The 20,284-nt window shown below is 68.2% G+C and carries 18 protein-coding genes; 5 read left to right on the forward strand and 13 right to left on the reverse strand.

Going from position 1 to position 20,284, the window contains the following annotated elements:
• Positions 1-7: 7 nt before the first annotated feature.
• From AB4851_RS27935 to AB4851_RS27960, 6 genes are all read right to left on the reverse strand, one after another.
• A complete protein-coding gene (locus AB4851_RS27935; RefSeq protein WP_414449660.1) occupies positions 8-1,789 on the reverse strand; it encodes a GMC family oxidoreductase in 1,782 nt (593 codons plus the stop codon).
• Positions 1,790-1,791: 2 nt separating this feature from the next.
• Positions 1,792-2,457, reverse strand: coding sequence for a gluconate 2-dehydrogenase subunit 3 family protein (locus AB4851_RS27940; protein WP_414449661.1), 666 nt, complete (start codon positions 2,455-2,457; stop codon positions 1,792-1,794).
• A 207-nt stretch (positions 2,458-2,664) separates the two neighbouring features.
• On the reverse strand, positions 2,665-4,215 hold the full coding sequence (locus AB4851_RS27945; protein ID WP_414449662.1) for a methyl-accepting chemotaxis protein: 1,551 nt from the start codon (positions 4,213-4,215) through the stop codon (positions 2,665-2,667).
• A gap of 188 nt (positions 4,216-4,403) precedes the next feature.
• Positions 4,404-5,192, reverse strand: a complete 789-nt coding sequence (locus AB4851_RS27950; protein ID WP_414449663.1) for a 2-keto-4-pentenoate hydratase — start codon at positions 5,190-5,192, stop codon at positions 4,404-4,406.
• A gap of 74 nt (positions 5,193-5,266) precedes the next feature.
• Positions 5,267-6,550, reverse strand: a complete 1,284-nt coding sequence (locus AB4851_RS27955; RefSeq protein ID WP_414449664.1) for an MFS transporter — start codon at positions 6,548-6,550, stop codon at positions 5,267-5,269.
• Positions 6,551-6,689: 139 nt separating this feature from the next.
• A complete protein-coding gene (locus AB4851_RS27960; RefSeq protein ID WP_414449665.1) occupies positions 6,690-7,904 on the reverse strand; it encodes a pyridoxal-phosphate-dependent aminotransferase family protein in 1,215 nt (404 codons plus the stop codon).
• Between the two features lie 173 nt (positions 7,905-8,077).
• Between AB4851_RS27960 and AB4851_RS27965 the strand changes: the two genes are divergently transcribed.
• Positions 8,078-8,797 carry a GntR family transcriptional regulator gene (locus tag AB4851_RS27965; protein ID WP_414444826.1) on the forward strand — a complete coding sequence of 240 codons (720 nt, stop codon included), beginning with the start codon at positions 8,078-8,080 and terminating at the stop codon, positions 8,795-8,797.
• A 34-nt stretch (positions 8,798-8,831) separates the two neighbouring features.
• Here the strand turns inward: AB4851_RS27965 and AB4851_RS27970 are convergent, their stop codons facing one another.
• From AB4851_RS27970 to AB4851_RS27995, 6 genes are all read right to left on the reverse strand, one after another.
• A complete protein-coding gene (locus AB4851_RS27970) occupies positions 8,832-9,248 on the reverse strand; it encodes a TerB family tellurite resistance protein (protein WP_414449666.1) in 417 nt (138 codons plus the stop codon).
• 146 nt (positions 9,249-9,394) lie between these two features.
• Positions 9,395-10,531 (reverse strand): porin, encoded by a 1,137-nt coding sequence (locus tag AB4851_RS27975; protein ID WP_414449667.1) that lies wholly within the window; start codon positions 10,529-10,531, stop codon positions 9,395-9,397.
• Positions 10,532-10,616: 85 nt separating this feature from the next.
• Entirely contained in the window at positions 10,617-11,549 is a 933-nt protein-coding gene (locus AB4851_RS27980; protein WP_414449668.1) for a VOC family protein, read from the reverse strand.
• Between the two features lie 22 nt (positions 11,550-11,571).
• Positions 11,572-12,429: a fumarylacetoacetate hydrolase family protein gene (locus AB4851_RS27985; RefSeq protein WP_414449669.1), complete on the reverse strand. Its 858-nt coding sequence runs from the start codon at positions 12,427-12,429 to the stop codon at positions 11,572-11,574.
• A 40-nt stretch (positions 12,430-12,469) separates the two neighbouring features.
• Complete coding sequence (locus AB4851_RS27990) at positions 12,470-13,828, reverse strand: MFS transporter (protein WP_414449670.1); 1,359 nt, start codon at positions 13,826-13,828, stop codon at positions 12,470-12,472.
• A gap of 112 nt (positions 13,829-13,940) precedes the next feature.
• On the reverse strand, positions 13,941-15,641 hold the full coding sequence (locus AB4851_RS27995; protein WP_414449671.1) for an FAD-dependent monooxygenase: 1,701 nt from the start codon (positions 15,639-15,641) through the stop codon (positions 13,941-13,943).
• Positions 15,642-15,742: 101 nt separating this feature from the next.
• Between AB4851_RS27995 and AB4851_RS28000 the strand changes: the two genes are divergently transcribed.
• From AB4851_RS28000 to AB4851_RS28015, 4 genes are all read left to right on the forward strand, one after another.
• The gene (locus AB4851_RS28000; RefSeq protein WP_414449672.1) at positions 15,743-16,645 is read left to right on the forward strand and encodes a LysR family transcriptional regulator; all 903 of its coding nucleotides are present in this window, start codon (positions 15,743-15,745) and stop codon (positions 16,643-16,645) included.
• Positions 16,646-17,019: 374 nt separating this feature from the next.
• The gene (locus AB4851_RS28005) at positions 17,020-17,739 is read left to right on the forward strand and encodes an MBL fold metallo-hydrolase (RefSeq protein WP_414449673.1); all 720 of its coding nucleotides are present in this window, start codon (positions 17,020-17,022) and stop codon (positions 17,737-17,739) included.
• 188 nt (positions 17,740-17,927) lie between these two features.
• A complete protein-coding gene (locus tag AB4851_RS28010; RefSeq protein ID WP_414444817.1) occupies positions 17,928-18,473 on the forward strand; it encodes an OsmC family protein in 546 nt (181 codons plus the stop codon).
• Between the two features lie 83 nt (positions 18,474-18,556).
• Entirely contained in the window at positions 18,557-19,351 is a 795-nt protein-coding gene (locus AB4851_RS28015) for a sulfite exporter TauE/SafE family protein (RefSeq protein ID WP_414449674.1), read from the forward strand.
• Between the two features lie 27 nt (positions 19,352-19,378).
• Here the strand turns inward: AB4851_RS28015 and AB4851_RS28020 are convergent, their stop codons facing one another.
• Positions 19,379-20,194, reverse strand: coding sequence for an alpha/beta hydrolase (locus AB4851_RS28020; RefSeq protein ID WP_414449675.1), 816 nt, complete (start codon positions 20,192-20,194; stop codon positions 19,379-19,381).
• Positions 20,195-20,284: the final 90 nt, after the last annotated feature.

Here is a 20,284-nt window from a genome sequence, read left to right on the forward strand (position 1 = left end):
CGCTCGCTCAGACCTGCACCATGGCGGCGCCGGGATTCTTCAGGTATTGCGAGCGGATGTTGCTCGCCGCCCAGTAAGCGAGACCGCCCACCAGCCCCGTCGGGTTATAGCCGAGGCCGTGCGCGAACACGTTCGCGCCCATCACGAACAGGTTCGGCACGTCCCAGCTTTGCAGGTACTTGTTGACCACGCTCGTCTTCGGATCGGCGCCCATCGCCGTGCCGCCGCTGATGTGCGTGCTCTGGTACGCGCGCGTGTCCCAGTGCGTGCCCGGCTTCAGGATGCGGCCCGAGATCGACTTCGGATTCATCGCGCGGCCGATCTCCATCATCTTGCCGGCCACGTATTCCGAGGCGCGCAGGTCGTTGTCCTGCCAGTCGAGCGTGAGGCGCAGCAGCGGCGAACCGTAGGCATCCCGATAATTCGGATCGAGATCGAGGAAGCAGTTGCGATACGCCATGTTGCTGCACTGCGATTCGATGCGGCCGGTGTGCAGGAAGTTGTCCTTGACGGCCTGCTTCCACTCGCTGCCCCACTTCGGCGTGCCCTTGGGCAGCGGAATGCCGCGCACCGGGCCGTTGCCGGTCTGGCGGCCCCAGATGATGCCACCGCCGATGAAGCCCAGTTGCGCGTGATCGAAGTTGTCCGCGTTGAACTCCTCGATCGCCTGGCCGCCACCGCCCGCGCCCATGAACTGATTGATGTACGTGTCCTTGTCCCAGAACATGTTCACGCTGTTCAGCAACTGGTAGCAGAAGTTGCGGCCGACCGTGCCTTCGTTGGTGTCCGGGTTGAACGGCTGACCGATCTTCGAGAGCAGCATCAGGTGCACGTTGTGCAACTGGAACGCGGCCAGCACGACCATCTCGGCCGGCTGCTCGACCTCGTTGCCTTCGTGATCGATATAGGTCACGCCGGTCGCGCGCTTGCCGCTCGCGTCGGTGTTGACCTTGATCACGTGCGAATTCACGCGCAGCTCGAAATTCGGCTTGCGCAGCAGCGCCGGGATGATCGCCGTTTGCGGCGAGGCCTTCGAATAGTTCAGGCAGCCGTAATCGCTGCAGAAGCCGCAGAAGTTGCACGGCCCGAGCTGGCAGCCGTATTCGTTGGTGTACGGGCCGGACGCGTTGCCGGCCGGCAGCGCGAACGGGTGGTAGCCGAGGCCCTTGGCGGCGGCCGCGAACAGCTTGCCGGTGGGGTGATCGGTCAGCGGCGGCAGCGGGTAGGCGCCGCTGCGGCGGCCTTCGAACGGGTTGCCGACGCCGGTCGGCTTGCCGTCGAGGTTGCCCGCCACGCCCGAGGTGCCGCACACGCGCTCGAAGCGGTCGAAGCTCGGTTCGAGCTCGTCGTAGGTCACGCCCCAATCCTGCAGGTTCATGCCTTCGGGGATGAACTTCGCGCCGTAACGCTCGGTGATGTGGCTCTTGTAGCGCAGCTCGTCCGGCATCACGCGCGACTGCACGCCCGACCAGTGCGAGCCCGCGCCGCCCACGCCCTCGCCCGGCTTGAACGAACCGATCTGCCGATACGGCACGGCGGTCTGGTCTTTCGTGTGGCGGTTGGTGACGGTGGTCTTCGAGAGGTTCTGCAGCAGCGCGTTGCGCGCCGAATACTTGATCTCGTCGACGATCTGCGGATACGCGAAATCGGGCACCGTCTCGCGTGCGTCGCCGCGCTCCAGCGCCACCACGTTGAGCCCCGCATTGGCCAGTTCGATCGCCATGATCGCGCCGGTCCAGCCGAAGCCGACGATCACGCAGTCGACCGGCTTTTTCTTGATGCTCGCCATGCTTATCCTCGCTTGCCGTAGAGACTGACGGGCGCGTAGGGATAAGGCTTGGCCTCGCCCACGAACTCCAGGTAGTCGGCGCGCACGCCGGGGTAGCCGATCATCTTCCAGGCGGCCATGTCCTTGTTGCCGCCGTAGGACGGATCGCCGAAATAGCCTTCCATCACGTTCTTCAGCAGGAAACCGTTCAGGAATCCCTTGAAGTTGAAGTCGTCGGACTTGATCTCGCCCGATTCGATCTTCTTGATGAAAGCGGTCCCCTGCGCATGGCCCAGGTCGGCGAACGCCTTGCCGCCGAAATGCGCGCGGCTGTAGGCGTTGATCGCGCGGATGCCGAGCCGGTATTGCTCCTTCGGCGTGAGCTTCGACTGGTAGCCGAACTCAGGCTCGACCTTGAAGAACGGCCCCTGCATGTACCAGCGGGCCGCATCGCCGTACGGCGTCTGCATCTGGCGGTCGATGTACTGCGGCACGCCGAGTTCGACCGCGCCCGGACCGATGTCGTCTTTCGGGATCAGCACGTCGCAGGCGGCGTTGACGAACGCCCATTCCTCCGGCGTGAAATAGCCGGGGGTGTAGTGCTCGACGGTGGGCCGGTCGGCGGGCGGCAGGCCCGGCGCGGGCGTGGGCGGGCTGCTGCTGGCCACGGCGCCGGTGATCCCGACCACGGCTATGGGTGCAATCGCGATGGAGCCTTTGAGAAAGCTCCGCCGGCTGCGATCTTTCGCTGTCGTCATTGTCGAATCGTGTTGTGGAGAAAGAGAGGCACTGCAAGCGGTACTTCAGCGGTACTTCGGGGCCGCGTGCGTTGCGCGGCCCCTCTACTGCGAATCAATACGTGCTGCTCGACGGCGGCAACGCCGCGCGCCAGCGGGTCAGGCCAGCTTGAACGTCTCGACGTGGCCGCGCATGCGGTGCGACTGCTCGCTCAGGGCCTGCGCCGCCGCGGTCGCCTGCTCGACCAGCGCCGCGTTCTGCTGCGTGATCGAATCCATCTGGCTGACGGCGGTGTCCACCTGCTCGATGCCCATGCGCTGCTGTTCGGCGGCGGCGGCGATCTCGTTCATGATGGTCGCCACGTCGCGCACCGCGCCCAGCACTTCCTGCATGGTGCGGCCCGCGTCGGCCACCAGTTCGCTGCCCTCGGCAATCGTTTGCACCGATTCGCCGATCAATTCCTTGATTTCCTTCGCCGACGCCGACGAGCGCTGCGCGAGGCTGCGCACTTCGCTGGCCACCACCGCGAAACCGCGGCCCTGCTCGCCGGCGCGCGCCGCTTCCACCGCGGCGTTCAGCGCCAGGATGTTGGTCTGGAACGCGATGCCCTCGATGATCCCGGTGATGTCCGAGATCTTGCGCGAGCTGCTGTCGATGCCGCCCATCGTGCCGACCACCCGCTCCACCACGTCGTTGCCGCGCGCGGCCACGCTCGAGGCGTTGTCGGCCAGACGGCGGCCGGTGTGCGCGCTCTCGGCGTTCTGCTTCACGGTGGCGGTCAGCTCGCTCATGCTCGCGGCGGTTTCCTCCAGCGAGGCGGCCTGCTCCTCGGTGCGCACCGACAGGTCGAGCGTGCCCGAGGCGATCTGCTGGGTGGCCGTGGCGATCGATTCGGTGCTGCTGCGCACCTCGCGCACGGTGCCGGCCAGGCTCGTCTGCATCGCGGCCACGCCGCGCAGCAACATGCCCATCTCGTCGTCGGCGTGCACGTCGATGCGGCGCTGTAGGTCGCCCTGCGCGATCGATTCGAAATGCGAGAGCGCGTCGTTGAGCGGCCTCATGATGGCGCGGCGCAGCGAAAACCAGCTGAAGCCGGCCGCGATCACGCCGATCGCGATCATCGCCACCGACAGCGCCGAATACACGCGGAAGCTCGCCTCGGCGGCCTCGTAGTTGGTCTTGGCGTTGGCGTAGAGCGCGCCCTTGACCTTGTCGTTGGCCGCGCTCATCGCGTTGTAGAGCGCGGAGAGCTGCGTCATGGCGATGGTGTCGATGCGCGCGGCGTCGTGCGCGCGGATCGCGTCGATGAAGCCCGCCACCGCGTCGCGCATGGTGGCGCGGCGCGAGGTGGCCTCGTCGATCAGGTCGGCTTCGCTTTTTTCGTGCGGCTGCTTGACGAAGGTCTGCCACCATTCGTCGGACTTCGCGAAGAAGCCGGTGGCGCGCTCGATCTGCTCCTGCGCCTTCGGATCGTCGGGGTGCAGCGCCAGGCGGTCGAGCACGAGGCGCGTGCGGGCGATGTAGATCTCGGCGTTGCCGATATTGGTCGCGGCGGTCAGCTTGTTCTCGTAGGTGTCCTGATTGGCGTGGTTGGCCCGGATCGTGCCGAGCAAGCCCAGCGCACCGATGGCCACCATCAGGACGGCAAGAAAACACATCGTCAAGGCGATCCGCGTCTGCAGCGAAAAGCCTGCTTTACCAAACTTCATTTTGTTGTTCTCCGGGGGTACACACTGTGTCGTTATCGGCCACGCATGAGAACGTTTACGGCGAGTGCTTAATTAACTTTAGCGTTTCATCTGATTTAATAAATCCCGCAAACGTGCTAGCGATTCGGCACGTCGCGTGGTGCCGCCAAAGCCACCGCGAAACGGCCGAATCCCCCGTCCGGCAAGGCTCAGGCGACTTCCAGGCGGATCGGCGGCAGCCCGTCGAAGTGCCCTTCGGCCAGGCCCGGCCCCGCCGGGAACACCATGCCGATATAGGAACCGGTCGTCACGATCTGCTCCGGCGTGACCGCGATGCCGCGCTCGACGGCGCTGTGATTGACCAGCCAGGTCAGCAGGCGGCGCGGGTCGACGGCCGGGTTGCTGCCGGTGGCGGCGGGCGCCGCCGGCTCGCCCGCAAAGCGGAACGACAGCGCCGGCGACACGAACGGATACGCCGCGTCGTACGGCACCGGCTCGCCCACGATCAGCGCGCCGTGGTTCTGCAAATCGGCCAGTTGTGCGAAACGATCGACCTCCGGCCAGCCGGCCCAGCGGCTCGTGACCACCTCGATGGTCGGCACCATCGAGGCGATCGCGGCCAGCACCTCGTCCTCGGTGTAGCGTTCGGCGCGCGGTGCGAAGCGGCGGCCGAAGCGAAAGCCGATTTCCAGCTCCAGGCCGAACGGCGCGGCCGGATCGCGCGCGAGCCGCGCGCCGCTCGGATGCAGCGCGATGGTGGGCAGCGGCGCGCCTTGCGCCGGGCCGTCCGCGCCCTTGCCGCCGACCTTCCAGCCGCCGACTTGCGCGCCGAGCGCATCGAGCACGGCGTGCTGGGTGTCGTAGGCCGCTTGCGCGTCGGGCAGCACGCCCGTGCTCTGTGCCGGGTCGAGCCGGGTGCCGTCGCGCCAGGCGGCGGCCAGTGCCCGGGCGAGCGGGGCCACCGCGTCGCGCTGCCGGGGTTCGAGGGAAAGACTCACGCGTCGATGCTCCTGTGTGGATGCCGAAACAAAAAGAGAGGCACGCTCAAATGCCCTGATTCAAATGCCTTGCTTCAGACGCCTTGATGCGAGGCGACGGCCGCATCGGGTTCGGCGTTGTCGAAGCGCCGCTCCGGATGCATGCGGAACGCGCACACCACGCCCACCGCCATCAGCGCCATGCTCACGTAGAACGGCAGCTCCCAACTGCCGAAGCGGTCGATCAGCGCGCCGCCGATCACGGGCGAGACGATCGCCGCCAGCGCCGAGCCGGTGTTCATCATGCCGCTGGCGGTGCCCGAGAATTCCGGCGCGATATCCATCGGAATCGCCCACATCGGCCCGATCGTCATCTCGGCGAAGAAGAAGCCGAGCGCGAGGCAGGTGGTGGCCGCCCCGATGCCGTGCACGAACGCGAGCGGCACCATCACCACCAGCGTCAGCAGCATGCAAACCGACACCATGCCGCTGCGCGCCCGCGCGAGGCTGCCGGTGCGGCGCAGGATGCGGTCGGTCACGACGCCGCCCACCGTGTCGCCGAGCACGCCCGCCAGGAACACCACCGACGAGAACAGCGCCGAGGTCTGCAGGTTCTGGTGGTAGTGATGCAGGAAGAACTGCGGAATCCAGCTCAGGAACAGCCACAGCGTCCAGCCGTAACAGAAATAGACCAGCGTGACCGGCAGCATCCGCCGGAACAGCGCGCCCCAGCGCACGCGCGTCGCGCGCGGCTTCGGCGGCGGCAGGATCGCCAGTTCGGCCTCGGTGATGCGCGGGTGGTCGCGCGGCTGCTCGGTGTAGGTCAGCCACCAGCCGATCACCCAGCACAGGCTCAGCGCGCCGCACAGGAAGAACGCCGCGCGCCAGCCGAAGTTCGCCATCATCAGCACCACCGCCGCCGGCGCGAGCGCATTGCCCACGCGGGACGCCGCATGCGTGATGCCCTGCGCGAAGCCACGCTGATCCTTCGCCACCCAGCGCGACATCGCGGCGGTGGCGGCCGGGAACGTGGCGCCCTCGCCGAAACCCAGCAGCAGCCGCGCCGCCAGCAGCGACACCAGCCCGCCCGCCATGCCGGTCAGCAAGGTCGCCACGCCCCACACGGCGCCGCACGCGATCAGCGTCTTGCGCGCGCCGAAGCGGTCGCTGACCCAGCCGCCAATGATCTGGAACACCAGATAGGGATACGCAAAGGCCGAGAACACCAGCCCCACCTCGGTGTGGGACAGGCCGAACTCCTTGCCGAAACCGACCGCCGCGGTGCTGACGTTGACGCGGTCGAGGTAGGTGATGAAATACATGACGCACAACATGACGAGCACGACGTTCGTCGCGCTCGTCAATCGATACCGTTTCATCGTGTGTCTCCGAATGTTGGAATAGGTCTTGCCGCCACCACACTGCCTGCCCCGCGTGCGTTGCGCGGGGCGAATCACGGAATGGGCGCGGCCGGTGCGGAGCGCGGCATGCCACGCTCCGCCCGGCCCGGCGCCGGGCTCAGGCCGCCGCTTTGAGCGGGGTGCGCACGGCTTGCGCGGCCAGATAATCCATCGCGGCCGGCAGGCCGCTGGCCGCCAACGGCACGCCGGCGATCCGCAACCCCATCTCGCAGCCGGCCAGCGTGGCCATCAGCGTCAGGTCGTTGCAGTCGCCGAGGTGGCCGATGCGGAACATCTGCCCCTTGAGCTTGCCGAGCCCCGCCCCGAGCGACATGTCGAAGCGCTCGTACACGATCTTGCGCACCGCGTCGGCATCCACACCCTCGGGCATCCGCACGCCGGTCAGCACCGGGCTGTAGACGGCCGGGTCGGCGCACTGGATCTCCAGGCCCCAGCCCTGCACGGCATGGCGGCAGGCCTGCGCGAGCCGTTGATGGCGCGCGAACACCTGGTCGAGCCCTTCGTCGGCCAGCATGTCGAGCGCTTCCGACAGGCCGTAGAGCAGGTTCGTGTTCGGCGTGTACGGCCAGTAGCCGCCCTTGTTCATCTCGATGATCTCGGCCCAGCCCCAGAAACTGCGCGGCAGCTTGGCATCCGCACTGGCGGCCAGCGCCTTCTGCGACACGGCGTTGAAGCTGATGCCCGGCGGCAGCATCAACCCCTTCTGCGAGCCGGAGATGGTGACGTCCACGCCCCATTCGTCGTGCCGGTAATCGGCGCTGGCCAGCCCGGAGATCGTGTCGACCAGCAGCAGCGCCGGGTGGCCGGCCGCGTCGATGGCCGCGCGCACTGCGGCGATGTCGGAAGTCACGCCCGTGGAGGTTTCGTTATGGACCACGCAGACGCCCCGGATGCGGTGCTCGCGATCCTCGCGCAGCCGCGCCTCGATCCGGTTCGCGTCCACGCCGCGCCGCCAGTCGTCCTCGCCACCGATGAATTCGGGCTTCAGGCCGAGGTTCTCGGCCATGCGCTTCCAGAGCGTGGCGAACTGGCCCGTCTCGTACATCAGCACGGTGTCGCCGGGGCTCATGGTGTTGGCGAGCGCCGCCTCCCACGCGCCGGTGCCCGACGCCGGATAGATCACCACCGGCTGACGCGTCTTGAAGATCGCCTGGATGCCGCTCAACACCTTCAGGCCCAGCGCGCCGAATTCCGGGCCGCGATGGTCGATGGTCGGGTAGCTCATCGCGCGCAGGATTCGGTCCGGCACCGGGCTCGGCCCCGGGATCTGAAGGAAGTGGCGGCCAGAGGGATGGAAATCCAGCTTGAGCATGCGTGTTCTCCTGGTTGAATTTTGCATGCAAAAAACTATATTCCTCCCAAGCGGCGAATCACAACCGCAATCTGCACGTGGTTTACCCGCGTACATTCGGTGACATTTCTCGAAATTGTGACGGGATGGCCTTCGTGTAAAATCGGTGCCTTGACGATTTATCCGTTTTTTGTATGCAAAATGACACCCCCGCCTCCCCTCCGCGCGCCGTGCTGCCCCCGGTCGAGCGGCAACGCCTGCACGACACGGTGGTCGAGCATCTGCGCAACTTCATCGTCGAAGGCACCCTCGAACCGGGGCAAAAGCTCAACGAACGGGAGATCTGCGAGATGCTCGGCATTTCGCGCACGCCGCTGCGCGAGGCGCTGAAGGTGCTCGAAGCGGAGGGGCTGGTGGATATCGCGCCGAACCGCGGCGCGTCGGTGTCGAAGATGTCGGAGGCGGAGATTCGCGAGACCTTCGAGTTGATGAGCGGGCTGGAGGCGTTTTCGGGCGAACTGGCCTGCGATCGCATCACGGCCGAGGAGATCGACACGATCAAGGCGCTGCACTACGCGATGCTGGCCTGCCGCGCGCGGCAAGACCTGGCCGGCTACTACAGCCGCAACCGCGAAATTCACGATCTGATCAACGTGGCGGCGCGCAACGCGGCGCTGCGGCAAACCTACCTCGCGATCAACCGCAAGCTGCAGGCGCTGCGGTTTCGTTCGAACTTCCAGAGCGCGAAATGGGATCGCGCGATCCACGACCACGCCGACATGATCGAGGCGCTCGAAGCGCGCGACGGCGCGCGGCTCGCGCAGATCCTGCGCCGCCACCTGCTCGACAAGCGCGACGCGGTGCTGCAACTCGACGCCGCCGCGCAGGCCAGCGCGGCGGGCGGCCGCGCCTGAGCCGCCCGCCCGTGTTGCGACGCTTGCCGCGCGCTTACGCGGCCACCGCCATCGTGCGAGCCATGCCCTGCACCGGAGCCGGCGCCGGCACCACCCACGCATCGAAGATCGCCGCCAGCATGGCGACTTCGCCGTCGGCCAGATAATCGTCGGCCGACGCCACCGCCAAGCACGCGCGCAGCACCACCCGGCGCAACGCCGGATCGTCGACCTCGGCCAGCAAGGGCGCGTGCGCCGTGGCGTCGAAGCCGCTGCCGCTGCCGATCTCCATGTCTTCGCACAAGGCCTGCACCACGCTGTCGAACTCGCCGGGGCGCAGGCCCAGCCGCGCGATCACGCCGAGCCGCGCCAGCATCCGCTCCTCGTTGGCGTCGACGTGGCCGTCCGCGATCATCACCAGGGCGACGATACGGGCGGCGGCTTGAGGACTGTTACGACGATAGCTGCGCATGGCGTGATTTCCGTTGCGGTTCGATCCGCGTGGTTGAAGATGCGCCAGTATCGGCGAATCGCGGCATCGGAAAAACCAGCATTTCGATACGTTTCAGTTCGTAAAAACCGAACTTTCCGCGCCGCCCGAGTGCGGCGCGGGCGGCCTCAGAAGTTGTGGCGGATGCCGGCCATCACGCCGAGCTGGCCCACGCCCGCGTTCGGCGTGGTGCCCGGGCCGCCCTGGCTCAGCGTGTAGCGCGCCTTCGCGCTGTTGAACACGTAGCCGGTTTGCAGATAGACGCTGCTCTGCTTCGACAGCAGATAGGTGCCGCGCAGCGCCGCCAGCGTCGCGCGCGTGTCCTGCGCGCTGTCGACGGTACGGTAGATGCCGCCATCGACGATCACGGTCGGCGTCGCCAGGTACGAGCCGGTCACATAGAAGATGTCGCTGCGCACGCCGGCCAGCCCCGGCCCGGCCACTTCCACGCGCCGCCCTAGCCAGCCCGCGCCGAGCTTGAACGCGCCGGCCTTCAGATAGCCGTTCAATTGCATGCGCAAGTCCTTGTCGCCGCTGTCGGTCAGCGCGATCGCGGCGGTGCCGTTGAACAGGTTGGCCGCCGCGCCGGGGCCGCCGCGCTGCTCGTCGTAGGCCGCCGCCACGCCGAAGTGATCCGCGTCATACCGCAGGAGTACTGACCATTGACGGCACGCGTTGAAGTTTCCGGGCAGCGATCCCGCGCAAGTGCCCTGGCCCGGCGAATTGCCGGTGCCGGCCGAATCGCGGCCGAACGAATAGGTGCCGCCGAGCGTGACGCCGCTGAAGCTGCCCTTGTAGGCAATGGTGTTGTCGCTGCGTGCGTTCGGAATGTAGGAATCGATCGAGCCGACGCCGCCGTAGATGTCGGGGCCGAGCTGGTCCGAATCGAGGATCGCCCAGTACGACATGGTGTATTGCCGGCCGAAACTCAGGGTGCCGTAGCGGTTCGTCACGCCCACCCAGGCCTGCCGCCCGAACAGCCGGCCGCCCTGATTGACGTCGCCCGAGCGCACGTTGAAGCCGTCCTCCAGCACGAACGTCGCCGCGTAGCCGCCACCGAGATCCTCGGTGCCGCGCACGCCCCAGCGCGAGGGCACCGAGCCGGTGATGCCCGGCATCCGCACCACGCGCCCGCCCGTCGGGCCGGCGTGCGTGACCAGCTCCACGCCGGTATCCAGAATGCCGTACAGCGTGACGCTGCTTTGCGCGTGCGCGCCGCAGCCGAACGCGAGCGCGCCGGCCGCCATGATCGTCTTGACCTTCATGTCTCCATCCGTCTATTTGATTGTTGTGGTGCCTCTGGTGCTGCGGGTCATGCTGGTGCCGCGAATGCCTTTGCGCCTGCCTCCTTCAAGCCTCGCTGTTGCGCGTGAAGTTCTCGGGGACCGCCGGCCCCCAGAGATACAGCGAATCCTCCGGTGCGAAATCGCCGGCGGGCCATGCCTGCCCGGCCGACACGTAATCGATATCCGCCGAGTACTCGCAGAACGAACCCCACGGGTCCTCGACGTAATGGAAATAGTTCGAGCCGAGCACATGCCGGCCCGTGCCCCAACCCTTCGCGTAGCCGGCCGCGGCCATCTGCGCGGCGCCCTCGCCTACCCGGTTCACGTCGTCGACGTCCCAGGCGGCGTGATGCCAACCGCGCGCGCCGCTCTTCGCGAACGCGACGAGATGGTGATCGCTGCCGTGCGGCGCATGGGTGAACGCAATCAGGTCGAGCGACTTGTCGGACAGCCGCAGGCCGAGCGCGTCGCGATAGAAATCGATCGCGCCGAGCACATCCGGCGAGAACAGCAGCACGTGCGACAGCCGCGCGGGCCGCACCGTCCGCACCTCGCGCCGCGTGCAGTTGCCGCGCCGGTCGGCCGGCGTGCCCGCCACGTCGCGCGGCGCCTTCGCGGCCGGGCTCGTCTTCGGCCCGGCCTTCACCTGGATCAGGTTGCCGTCCGGATCGTGGAACCAGAACCCGGCCGCGTCCGGCCCGGCCGTGAAGCGCGCGCCCGCCGCGCGGGCCTGCTCGCGCAGCGCGTCGAGATCGCCGTCGAAGCAGTTGAAGCTCAGGTAGGCCAGCGATTTGCGCGCGGCCGGCAGCACGCGCGCCCAGCGCCAGCCGTCGGCCGCGCGTACCTCCAGTTCATCGGCACGCGTGCCGGCGCGCGTCACCGCAAGACCGAACGCGCCGAAGAAGCGCTCGGCCTCGTCGATCGACGGCACGTTCAGCGCGAAGTGATCGATCGAATGCACGCCCGCGCGCGGCGCGGGGAATAAGGCTCCGCTCATGCTCGTTTCTCCCGGTTCGGGTTCAGCGCGCCGCTTCATCCGCGATCACGTTGCGCAACGTGCCCATGCCCTCGACGCTGACCTCGCACACGTCGCCCGCCTTCATCAGCAGCTTCGGCGTGCGCGCCCAGCCGATGCCCGACGGCGTGCCCGACACGATCACGTCGCCCGGCTCCAGCGTGATGGCCTCGCTGATGATGCTGATCAGCGACGCCACGTCGAACACCATGTCGTCGGTGCTCGCCGATTGCACGACCGCGCCGTTCACGCGCGTCTCCAGTTGCAGCCCCTTGACGCCGGGCGGCAGCTCGTCGGGCGTGATCAGATCGGGGCCGAACGCGCCGGTCGCATCGAAGTTCTTGCCGACCGTCCATTGCGGCGTCTTGAACTGGTATTCGCGCACCGAGCCGTCGTTGAACAGCGCGTAGCCGGCCACGCAATCGAGCGCCTGCTCGCGCGCGATATGGCGGCCGCCCTTGCCCAGCACCACGGCAATCTCGCCCTCGAAATCGAGCCCTTCCGAATCGGCCACGGCCGGGCGGATCATCGGCTGCTGGTGCGCGACGAGGCTGGTGTTCACGCGCAGGAACAGCGTTGGATAGGATGGCTGATCGTAGTTGCTCTCCTTGGTGTGGTCGGCGAAGTTCAGGCCGACGCAGAGGATCTTCGGCGGCCGCTGCAACGGCGGCAGCCATTCGAGGCCCTCGGCCGGAACGCGTTGCCCGCCCGGTTCACCCGACTGCGCACCGGCCCACTCGGCCAGATCCACGCCGCGCGCCAGCACCGTTTCGAGCGGCTCGTGGCCGAGCACGCGCACCTGGTCGCCCTCGCGCACGCCGAGCGTCGCGCGTCCATCCAACATGAAATTCACCAACCGCATGTTTCGTTCCTTTTTTGCAGGGAGAGTGTGAGAAGTGCCGTCACGCGCGCGAGGCGCGGGCGTCACCGTGAGTGCGATAGAGCCAGCCGTTCGCGAGCATCGCGAGCCCGGCCACCCCCACCGGCGCCGCGAACACCGCGAACGCGGCCGTGGGCGAATGAAACGCCGCGAGCAGCAGGCCGCCCGTCATCGAGCCGATGATCGAACCGATGCGGCCCACGCCGAGCGCCCAGCTCACGCCGGTGGCGCGGGCGGCCGTGGTGTAGAAGCCGGCCACCAGCACGTTCGCGCCGGTCTGCGCGCCGGACAGCCCGAAGCCGGCCAGAAACACCGTCGCCCAGACCAGCGATGGCGAGCCGAGCGTCGCGCCGATCAGCGCGATGGCAAGCGCGGCCACCGCGTACGAGCCGGTCAGCACGAAGAACGGATTCATGCGGTCCATCAGCCGCGCGTTGACCAGCGAGCCGATCGTGCCGCCGAGCGGCAGCATCGCGCCGACGCGCGCCGCGTGGGCCGCGTCGATGCCGGCGCTGGTGATCACCGTCGGCAGCCAGCTGCTGACCTGGTAATAGACCCACAGCGTGCAGAAGAACGCGACCCAGAGCAGCAAGGTGCCGGTGCGGTAGCGGGCCGAGAACAGCACGCCGACCGCGCTTTCGCGCGGGCGATCCGCGCCGTGCGGGGCGGCTTCGCCGGCTGTTGCGGCATCGAGCGGCGTGTTCGCGTCGCCGGTGAGGCGCGCCATCACGCGGCGCGCTTCGTCGGCATAGCGCGGCTTGCCGGCCATGAAGCGGACCGATTCGGGCAGCCATCGCCAGATCACCGGCGCGAGCAGCAACGGGCAGATGCCGCCGAACACGAACACGCCCTGCCAGCCGAAGCGCGGCAGCAGCAGCGAGGCCACCGCGCCGCCGCAGGCCAGCCCGAGCGTGAAGCCGCAGAACATCAGCGTGACGCGCATCGCCCGCCCGCGCGCCGGACTGAATTCGGACGACAGCGTGATCGCGTTCGGCATCGCGCCGCCCAGGCCCGCGCCGGTCAGGAAACGCAGCGCCACCAGCCACGCCGCCGACGGCGCGTAGGCGCACGCGAGGCTGCCGACGCCGAACAGCACCAGCGAGATCGTGATCACGCGCTTGCGGCCGATGCGGTCCGCCAGCGGCCCGAACACGAAGCTGCCGACGGTCAGGCCGAACAGGCCCGCGCCGAAGATCGGGCCGAGCTGGGCCGGGCTCAGCGACCAAGCCGCCTTCAGCAGCGGCGCGACATAGCCGACCGAGGCGACGTCGAAGCCGTCCGCCGCGACGACCAGGAAGCAGAGGACGAGCGTGAGCGTTTGCAGCGGCGAGCGCTGCACGGTGTCGGCAACGCCCGGTGGGGCAACGGACTGCGCTTGCATGGTGGTGTCTCCGATGGATTGTGATTCGCTATTTTTTTCACGGGCGCGAGTTGCCCGGCAGAACAATCGACAGGACGACTGAACGACACGACGCCCGAATCCCGGCCCCGCCCTATTGCGCCGCGAGCGCGGCGGCCGGCTCGCGATGCCGGTGCCCGAGGCTGCGCCACGCGGCGGCCTCGAAGCCGGCGTCGAGCGCATCGCCGCGCCACGCGACATGCTGGTCGGGTCGAATCAGCACGTAGGCCGCTTCGTAGGCTTGCGCCAGCTCGGCGTCGTCGATACGCAGCACGGCGAGGTGCGGCAGCGCGGGCGCGGCGCGCTGCACGGCCGCCTGATCGAACCCGGCGCCCGGCGCGCGCGTGCAGAGCAGCGTGAAGCCCGGGCCGAAACGGTCGTACAGCGAACGGCCGTCGGCCAGCCACACATGCGGCGCGCGATGCCCGGCGCGCGCGGTCGGCAGATAGAGATTGGCGGCGTCGGGCGGCGGCGTGCCGGCCTCGGCCTCCACCAGCGGCGACGCGTCGTAGCGCGTGCCCAGATGCACGCCCGGAATCACGAATTCGCCGGTCGCGTGGAACGCGAGGTAATCGCCGATCGCCGTGCGCGCCGCCTCGCCGGCCTCGCCCGCCTGGTACGCAACCGGCGGCAGGCGCACGTGCCCGATGCTGTCGGCGAAACCGCGCGCGAACGCGGTGTTGCGCAACGCGGCGGGCCGCCGCTCGGCCTCGTAGCTCGCGCCGAGCGCCTCGCCGGCCAGCCCCTTGACCATCGCTTCGAGCTTCCAGGCCAGGTTGGCCGCATCGTCGATGCCGGTGTTGTAGCCCAGGCCACCGGTCGGCGTGAACAGGTGCGCGGCGTCGCCGGCCAGGAACACGCGCCGCTCGGCGAAGCGTTCGGCCACCAGCGCGAAGCCGGCCGTCCAGGCCGAGCGGCTCTTGATCTCGAACGGGATGTCCGCGCCGATCGCCTCCGCGATCCGGCCGCGCACGCTCGGCGCGTCGGCCGCGTCGGCCGCCTCGCCGTCGCGCAACTGCACGTTCATGATGAAGTGGCCCGCGCCGTCCACTGCGATCACCAGCGCGCGCTGCGTCGGGCTGAACGTCCAGTACTGCCAGGCCGGCGGGTGGCCGCTCGCGCGGTACAGATCGGGCGCGTGGAAGTAGACGGCGTCCATCTGGCCGCCCATGAATTCGCGCTTCTCGCCCGCCATGCCGGCCAGCCGGATGCCGAGCGTCTTGCGCACCAGGCTGCGCGGGCCGTCGCAGCCGATCAGGTAGCGCGCGCGCACGGTGCGCGTGGCGGCCGGGCGATCGTCGGTGGCGTCGAGTTCGACGCGCGCCGTGACGGCATCGTCGTCCTGCTCGAAGCCCGTCACCTGCGCCGAGAAATGCACGCGGCAGCCGTCGTGGCCGCGCGCCGCCTCCAGCAGCACCGGCTCCACGTAAAGCTGCGAGCAGCGGTGCGGCGGTTCGGGCGTGGGCCACGTGAACGCATGCCCCTTCGCCCATTCGACGGCCTCGCGCGAACTGGGCTGATGCAGCCGCGCCAGCTCATGCCCGGCGATCGAGGTGAAATAGGCCACGTCCGGCGCATAGTCGGCCGGCAGCCCCAGCGCCCGCACGCGCGCGGCGATGCCGATGCGGCGAAAGTGCTCCATCGTCCGCGCGCTGTTGGCGTTCGCGGCCGGGTGCCGGCTGGTGCACGGCTTCGCGTCGAACAGCTCGACGCTGACGCCGCGCTGGCCCAATTCAGCGGCGAGAAAAAGCCCGACCGGGCCGCCGCCCACGATGATCACGTCACAATCCAGCACTGCCGTCTCCTGGTGTTTTCTAAGCTGGATGTGAAAGTAAACGGCTTATCTCTATAAATCTATACAATGAATTTCATATCCGGAATGAATTCACTGCATACATGAACACGCCCGACCTGAACTTCCTGTACGTGCTGCAAGCGCTTGCCGAGGAACGCAGCGTGTCGCGCGCCGCCGACCGCCTCGGCCTGACGCAGCCCGCCGTCAGCCACGCGCTCGGCAAGCTGCGCACGCTGTTCCAGGACGACCTGTTCGTGCGTGCGGGCGCGGTGATGGCGCCCACGCCGGTGGGCGAGCGGCTGGCGCAGGGCGTGGCGCACGTGCTGGCCGTGGTGCAGGAGGAAATCTGGAGTGCGAAGGGATTCGATGCCGCCACCACCACGCGTTCGTTCTCGGTGTGTCTGAGCGACATGGGCGTGATCGTGCTGCTGCCGCGCCTGCTGGCCGCCTTGCGCGAGCAGGCGCCGGGCGCGGTGCTCAAGCCGATCCAGTTGCCGTCGCCCGAGCTGGCCGGCGCGTTGCAGGACGGCGCGCTCGATCTCGCGATCGGCTATCTCGGCAAGCTCGGCGACAACCTGCACCGCCAGCCGCTGTTCCGGCGCTCGCTGGTGGGCATCGTCAAACGCGGCAACGCGCGCGGCAAACGGCGCATGACGCTCGCCGAATTCATCGAGCGCAAGCACGTGGTGGCCGGCACGCTGGCGCTGACCAACCAGTTGCTGGAAAAGGAGTTGCGCAGCCATGGGGCACGGCTGATGGTGGGCGTGGATGTGCCGTACCTGCTCGCGGTGCCGAGCCTGGTGGCGAATTCGGACTACATCGCGGCCATCCCCGACGAGCTTGCGGCGCTGTTCGCGCGTCTCGCGCAGGTGGACGTGTTTCCGCTGCCGATCGCGCTGCCCGACCTGACCGTGCAGCAGTTCTGGCACGCGCGCCATCACAACGACGCCGGGCATCGGTGGTTCCGGCGCTTGGTGGCGGACACGCTCAAGCAACCGGATTGATGAGCAGCGTTCATGGGGACTGGCAGACGTGGATATCGCCGCGGGCGGGCAAGCAGGCCGTGGCCGAGCATGGTCACGGCTGGAACGGCCACGGCCCGACGTTGTAGCGCTCGGGGCCGACCATCCTCTCCGCGCATGAGCACGAGGGCTGCGCGCTCATGCCGATGCGACGGTTTCGAATACGCGCCGCGGGCTTCACATCGCGCCGCGCGTGAGGCCGGCCCCGGTATCGTGAGTCAAACGGGCATGCTCTTGATCCTGCCGGGCATTCGCCCCCGCTCGCCGCGCCGTTAAGCTCGACACGGAACGGCAATCCGCGCCGCCCCACAAGCCGCCCCCACGACCCTGGGCATTCGAAGCAGAGAGGTCCCGAGATGATTTTTCGACAGTTTTTTGACGCGCAATCCTGCACCTTCACCTACCTGCTCGCTTCGCGCAGCGGCGGCGAAGCCCTGATCATCGATCCGGTCAAGGAGCAGCTCGATCAGTACCTGAAGGCGATCGCCGAGCTGGACCTGCGGCTCGTGCAGGCGATCGACACCCACGTGCACGCCGACCACGTCACCGCGCTCGGCGACCTGCGCGACGCCACGCAGTGCGTGACCGTGATGGGCGACCGCTCGAAGGCGCATTGCGTGAGCACGCATGTTCATGACAACGAACTGATCGACATCGACGGCGTGCGCCTGCGCGCGCTCTACACGCCCGGCCACACCGACGAATCGTTCAGCTTCGTGCTCGAAAACGACGGCCCGCGCGCCGTGTTCACCGGCGACGTGCTGCTGATTCGCGGCAGCGGCCGCACCGATTTCCAGAACGGCGACCCGCGACGCTCGTGGGATTCGATCGTCAACCGCCTGTTCACGCTGCCCGACACCACCACCGTCTATCCGGCGCACGACTACAAGGGCTGGAATGCGTCGTCGATCGGCGAGGAGAAGCGCTTCAATCCGCGCATCGCCGGCAAGACGCAGGCGCAGTACGTGCAGATCATGGAATCGCTGAACCTGCCGCATCCGAAGATGATGGACGTGGCCGTGCCCGCCAACCTCGCGTGCGGGCAGCCCGGCAACAAACCGGCGTGGCAAGGTTGAGAGACGCCTCGTGCCTCGACTGGCCCGCCCTGCGAACGAGACGATCGGGCATGTCGTTGCGCCGGCGGAGCATGTCGAAGCTCAGGCCCCGCCGGTACAGTGAATCCATGCCGCACACGGCGGCATGCGGACCGGCACCGGTCACCCGCCATTCAGTTGCGTTGCCTGTCAACCCAAGGAGATTCCTCATGAGCACGACCCACGAAGCCGTTCAAACCTACCTGCGCCCGATCGATCGCGACGGCCTCGAAAAATTCGCCGCCGCCAGCCGCGACAACCCGGAACGCCGTGGCACCAACAAGGTTCACACGGTGCTGCAAGGCCAGTTCCGTTCGTGGAGCTTCGTCGGCGATCACAACCCCGTGGTGGTGGACGAGCCGCTGCACCTGATGGGCGAGAACACCGTGCCGGCGCCGGGCGAAGTGGCGCTGTCGGCGCTGGGCGGCTGCCTGTCGGTCGGCATCACGGCGGTGGCCACGCATCGCAACGTGCGCCTGTCGCGCCTCGAGATCTTCCTCGAAGGCGATATCGGCAACACCGCAGCCTGGGGCGCCGGCGGCGCGGACCGTCAACCGTCGCAGATGGGCTTCCAGGAAATTCGCGTCAAGGTCGTGATCGAAGGCGATGCCTCGCGCAAGGAACTCGACGATATCGTCAGCCATGCGAACTATTGCTCGCCGGTGGCCAATACCATGCGCAATCCGATTCCGTTCAGCATCGCCACCGCAAGCTGATCCGGCTCGGGCCGGCCCGCCGATGCGGCGCGCCGGCCCACCCGCGCCCTTCTTCGCCTCTTCGTCTTGCACCGAGCGTTTTCATGTTGACTGGTCTGATTTGCGGTGCCGTGGTCGGCATCATTCTGGGCATGACGGGCGCCGGCGGCGGCGTGCTCGCGATGCCGTTCCTGGTGCTCGGCCTCGGCATCGCCAACCGCGACGCCACGCCGATTTCGCTGATCGCCGTGGCGCTGGCCGCGGCCGTCGGCACCGTGGCCGCGCTGCGCCAGCGCACCGTGCGCTACCGGGCCGCCGCCGTGATGGCCACCGCCGGCGCGCTGTTCGCGCCGCTCGGCTTGCGCGCCGCGCATGTGCTGCCCACCCACGTGCTGGTGATCGGCTTCTGCGTGATCATGCTGATCGTGGCGGTTCGGATGTTGTTGCCGGTGTTCGCCAAGCAGCAGGCGCAAGCGGCGGCCCGGCGCTGCCCGTGCCACGTCGACCCCGCCACCGGGCGCTTTCGCTGGACGCTGGCCTGCACGCTGTCGCTGGCCGGCACCGGCGCGTTCGCGGGCCTGCTCACCGGCATGCTCGGCGTGGGTGGCGGCTTCGTGATCGTGCCGGCGTTGCGGCAGTTCACCGATGTGGATATGCGCGTGGCCGCGTCGACCTCGCTGATGGTGGTGGCCCTGGTCAGTTCGATCACGGCCGCCGGCGCGCTGGTGGGCGGCGTGCATCTGCCCGAGAACGGCGGGATCTTCATCGCGGCCACCGTCGGCGGGCTGGTGGTGGGCCGCAACGTGGCCGGCCGCGTGCCGTGGCAGTGGACGCAGGTCACGTTCTCGATTCTGGTGGTGGCGGTGGCGGTGTGGTGGCTCGCGCGCGACCTGCTGTAACGCGAGGCACACGGCCGACGCCGGCAATCAGGCCGCGTCGAGCCAGCGCATCACCTGCTGCCAGTGCGGCGCGCTCATGTTGTCGAACCAGGTGTCGTGATTGGCCTCCGGCAGCAGCATCAGATGGCTGCCCGGATGCCGGCTGGCGAGGCGCTCGGCATGCGCGACCGGAATCAGCGTGTCGCGCACCGAGCCGATCACCACCAGCGGGCCGCGGTAATCGGACACGGCGGAGGCCGAATCGAAGCGATCGTGCAGCATCCAGCGCACCGGGAACATCGGATACTTCTCGCCGGCCACCGAAGCCAACGTATCCCACGGCGTGATCAGCGCCACGCCGGACAGCGCCCGCTCGTGGCCCTGCACCACGCGCGCCGCCATCCCTGCGCCGAGCGACTCCCCGACCAACCAGACCCGTCCGGGCCAGCTCGCGAGCGTCTGCGCCAGCGCGTCGCGCGACGCGGCCAGCGCGGCGCGCATGGTGCGCTCGCCGGGGCGGCTGCCGTGCCCCGGATACTCGACGATCGCGACGCGATAGCCCGCCTGCACGAACACGTTCGCGAGCGGCAGCTTGGTTTCGGAGGATTCCTCATTACCGTGATAGACGATCACGGTGCCGCGCGGCACCGCGCCGTCCGGCGTGACGATATAGCCCGCGTATTGACCGCCGATTTCCCAGCGCTCGATACGCTCGCCCGGGTGCGGCATGTCGCGTGGGTCTTCCGCATGCGGCGTGGACGGCAACAGCATCCGGTCCTGCAGCAGATACAGGGCCGCCGCCGCAGCCAGATAGGCGCCGGCGGCGAGCAGCAGGCAAGAGACAAGAATCCGCTTGGCAGCCATCACGCGTTCGTCAGGTTGAAAACGCGCCAGTATAAGGAGTTGGCCGGTTTTTCGACGTGTTGCGATTATTACGCGGTAATTCACCGCACC

It is taken from the genome of Burkholderia sp. 22PA0099 (assembly GCF_047497165.1).
GTDB lineage: Bacteria > Pseudomonadota > Gammaproteobacteria > Burkholderiales > Burkholderiaceae > Burkholderia.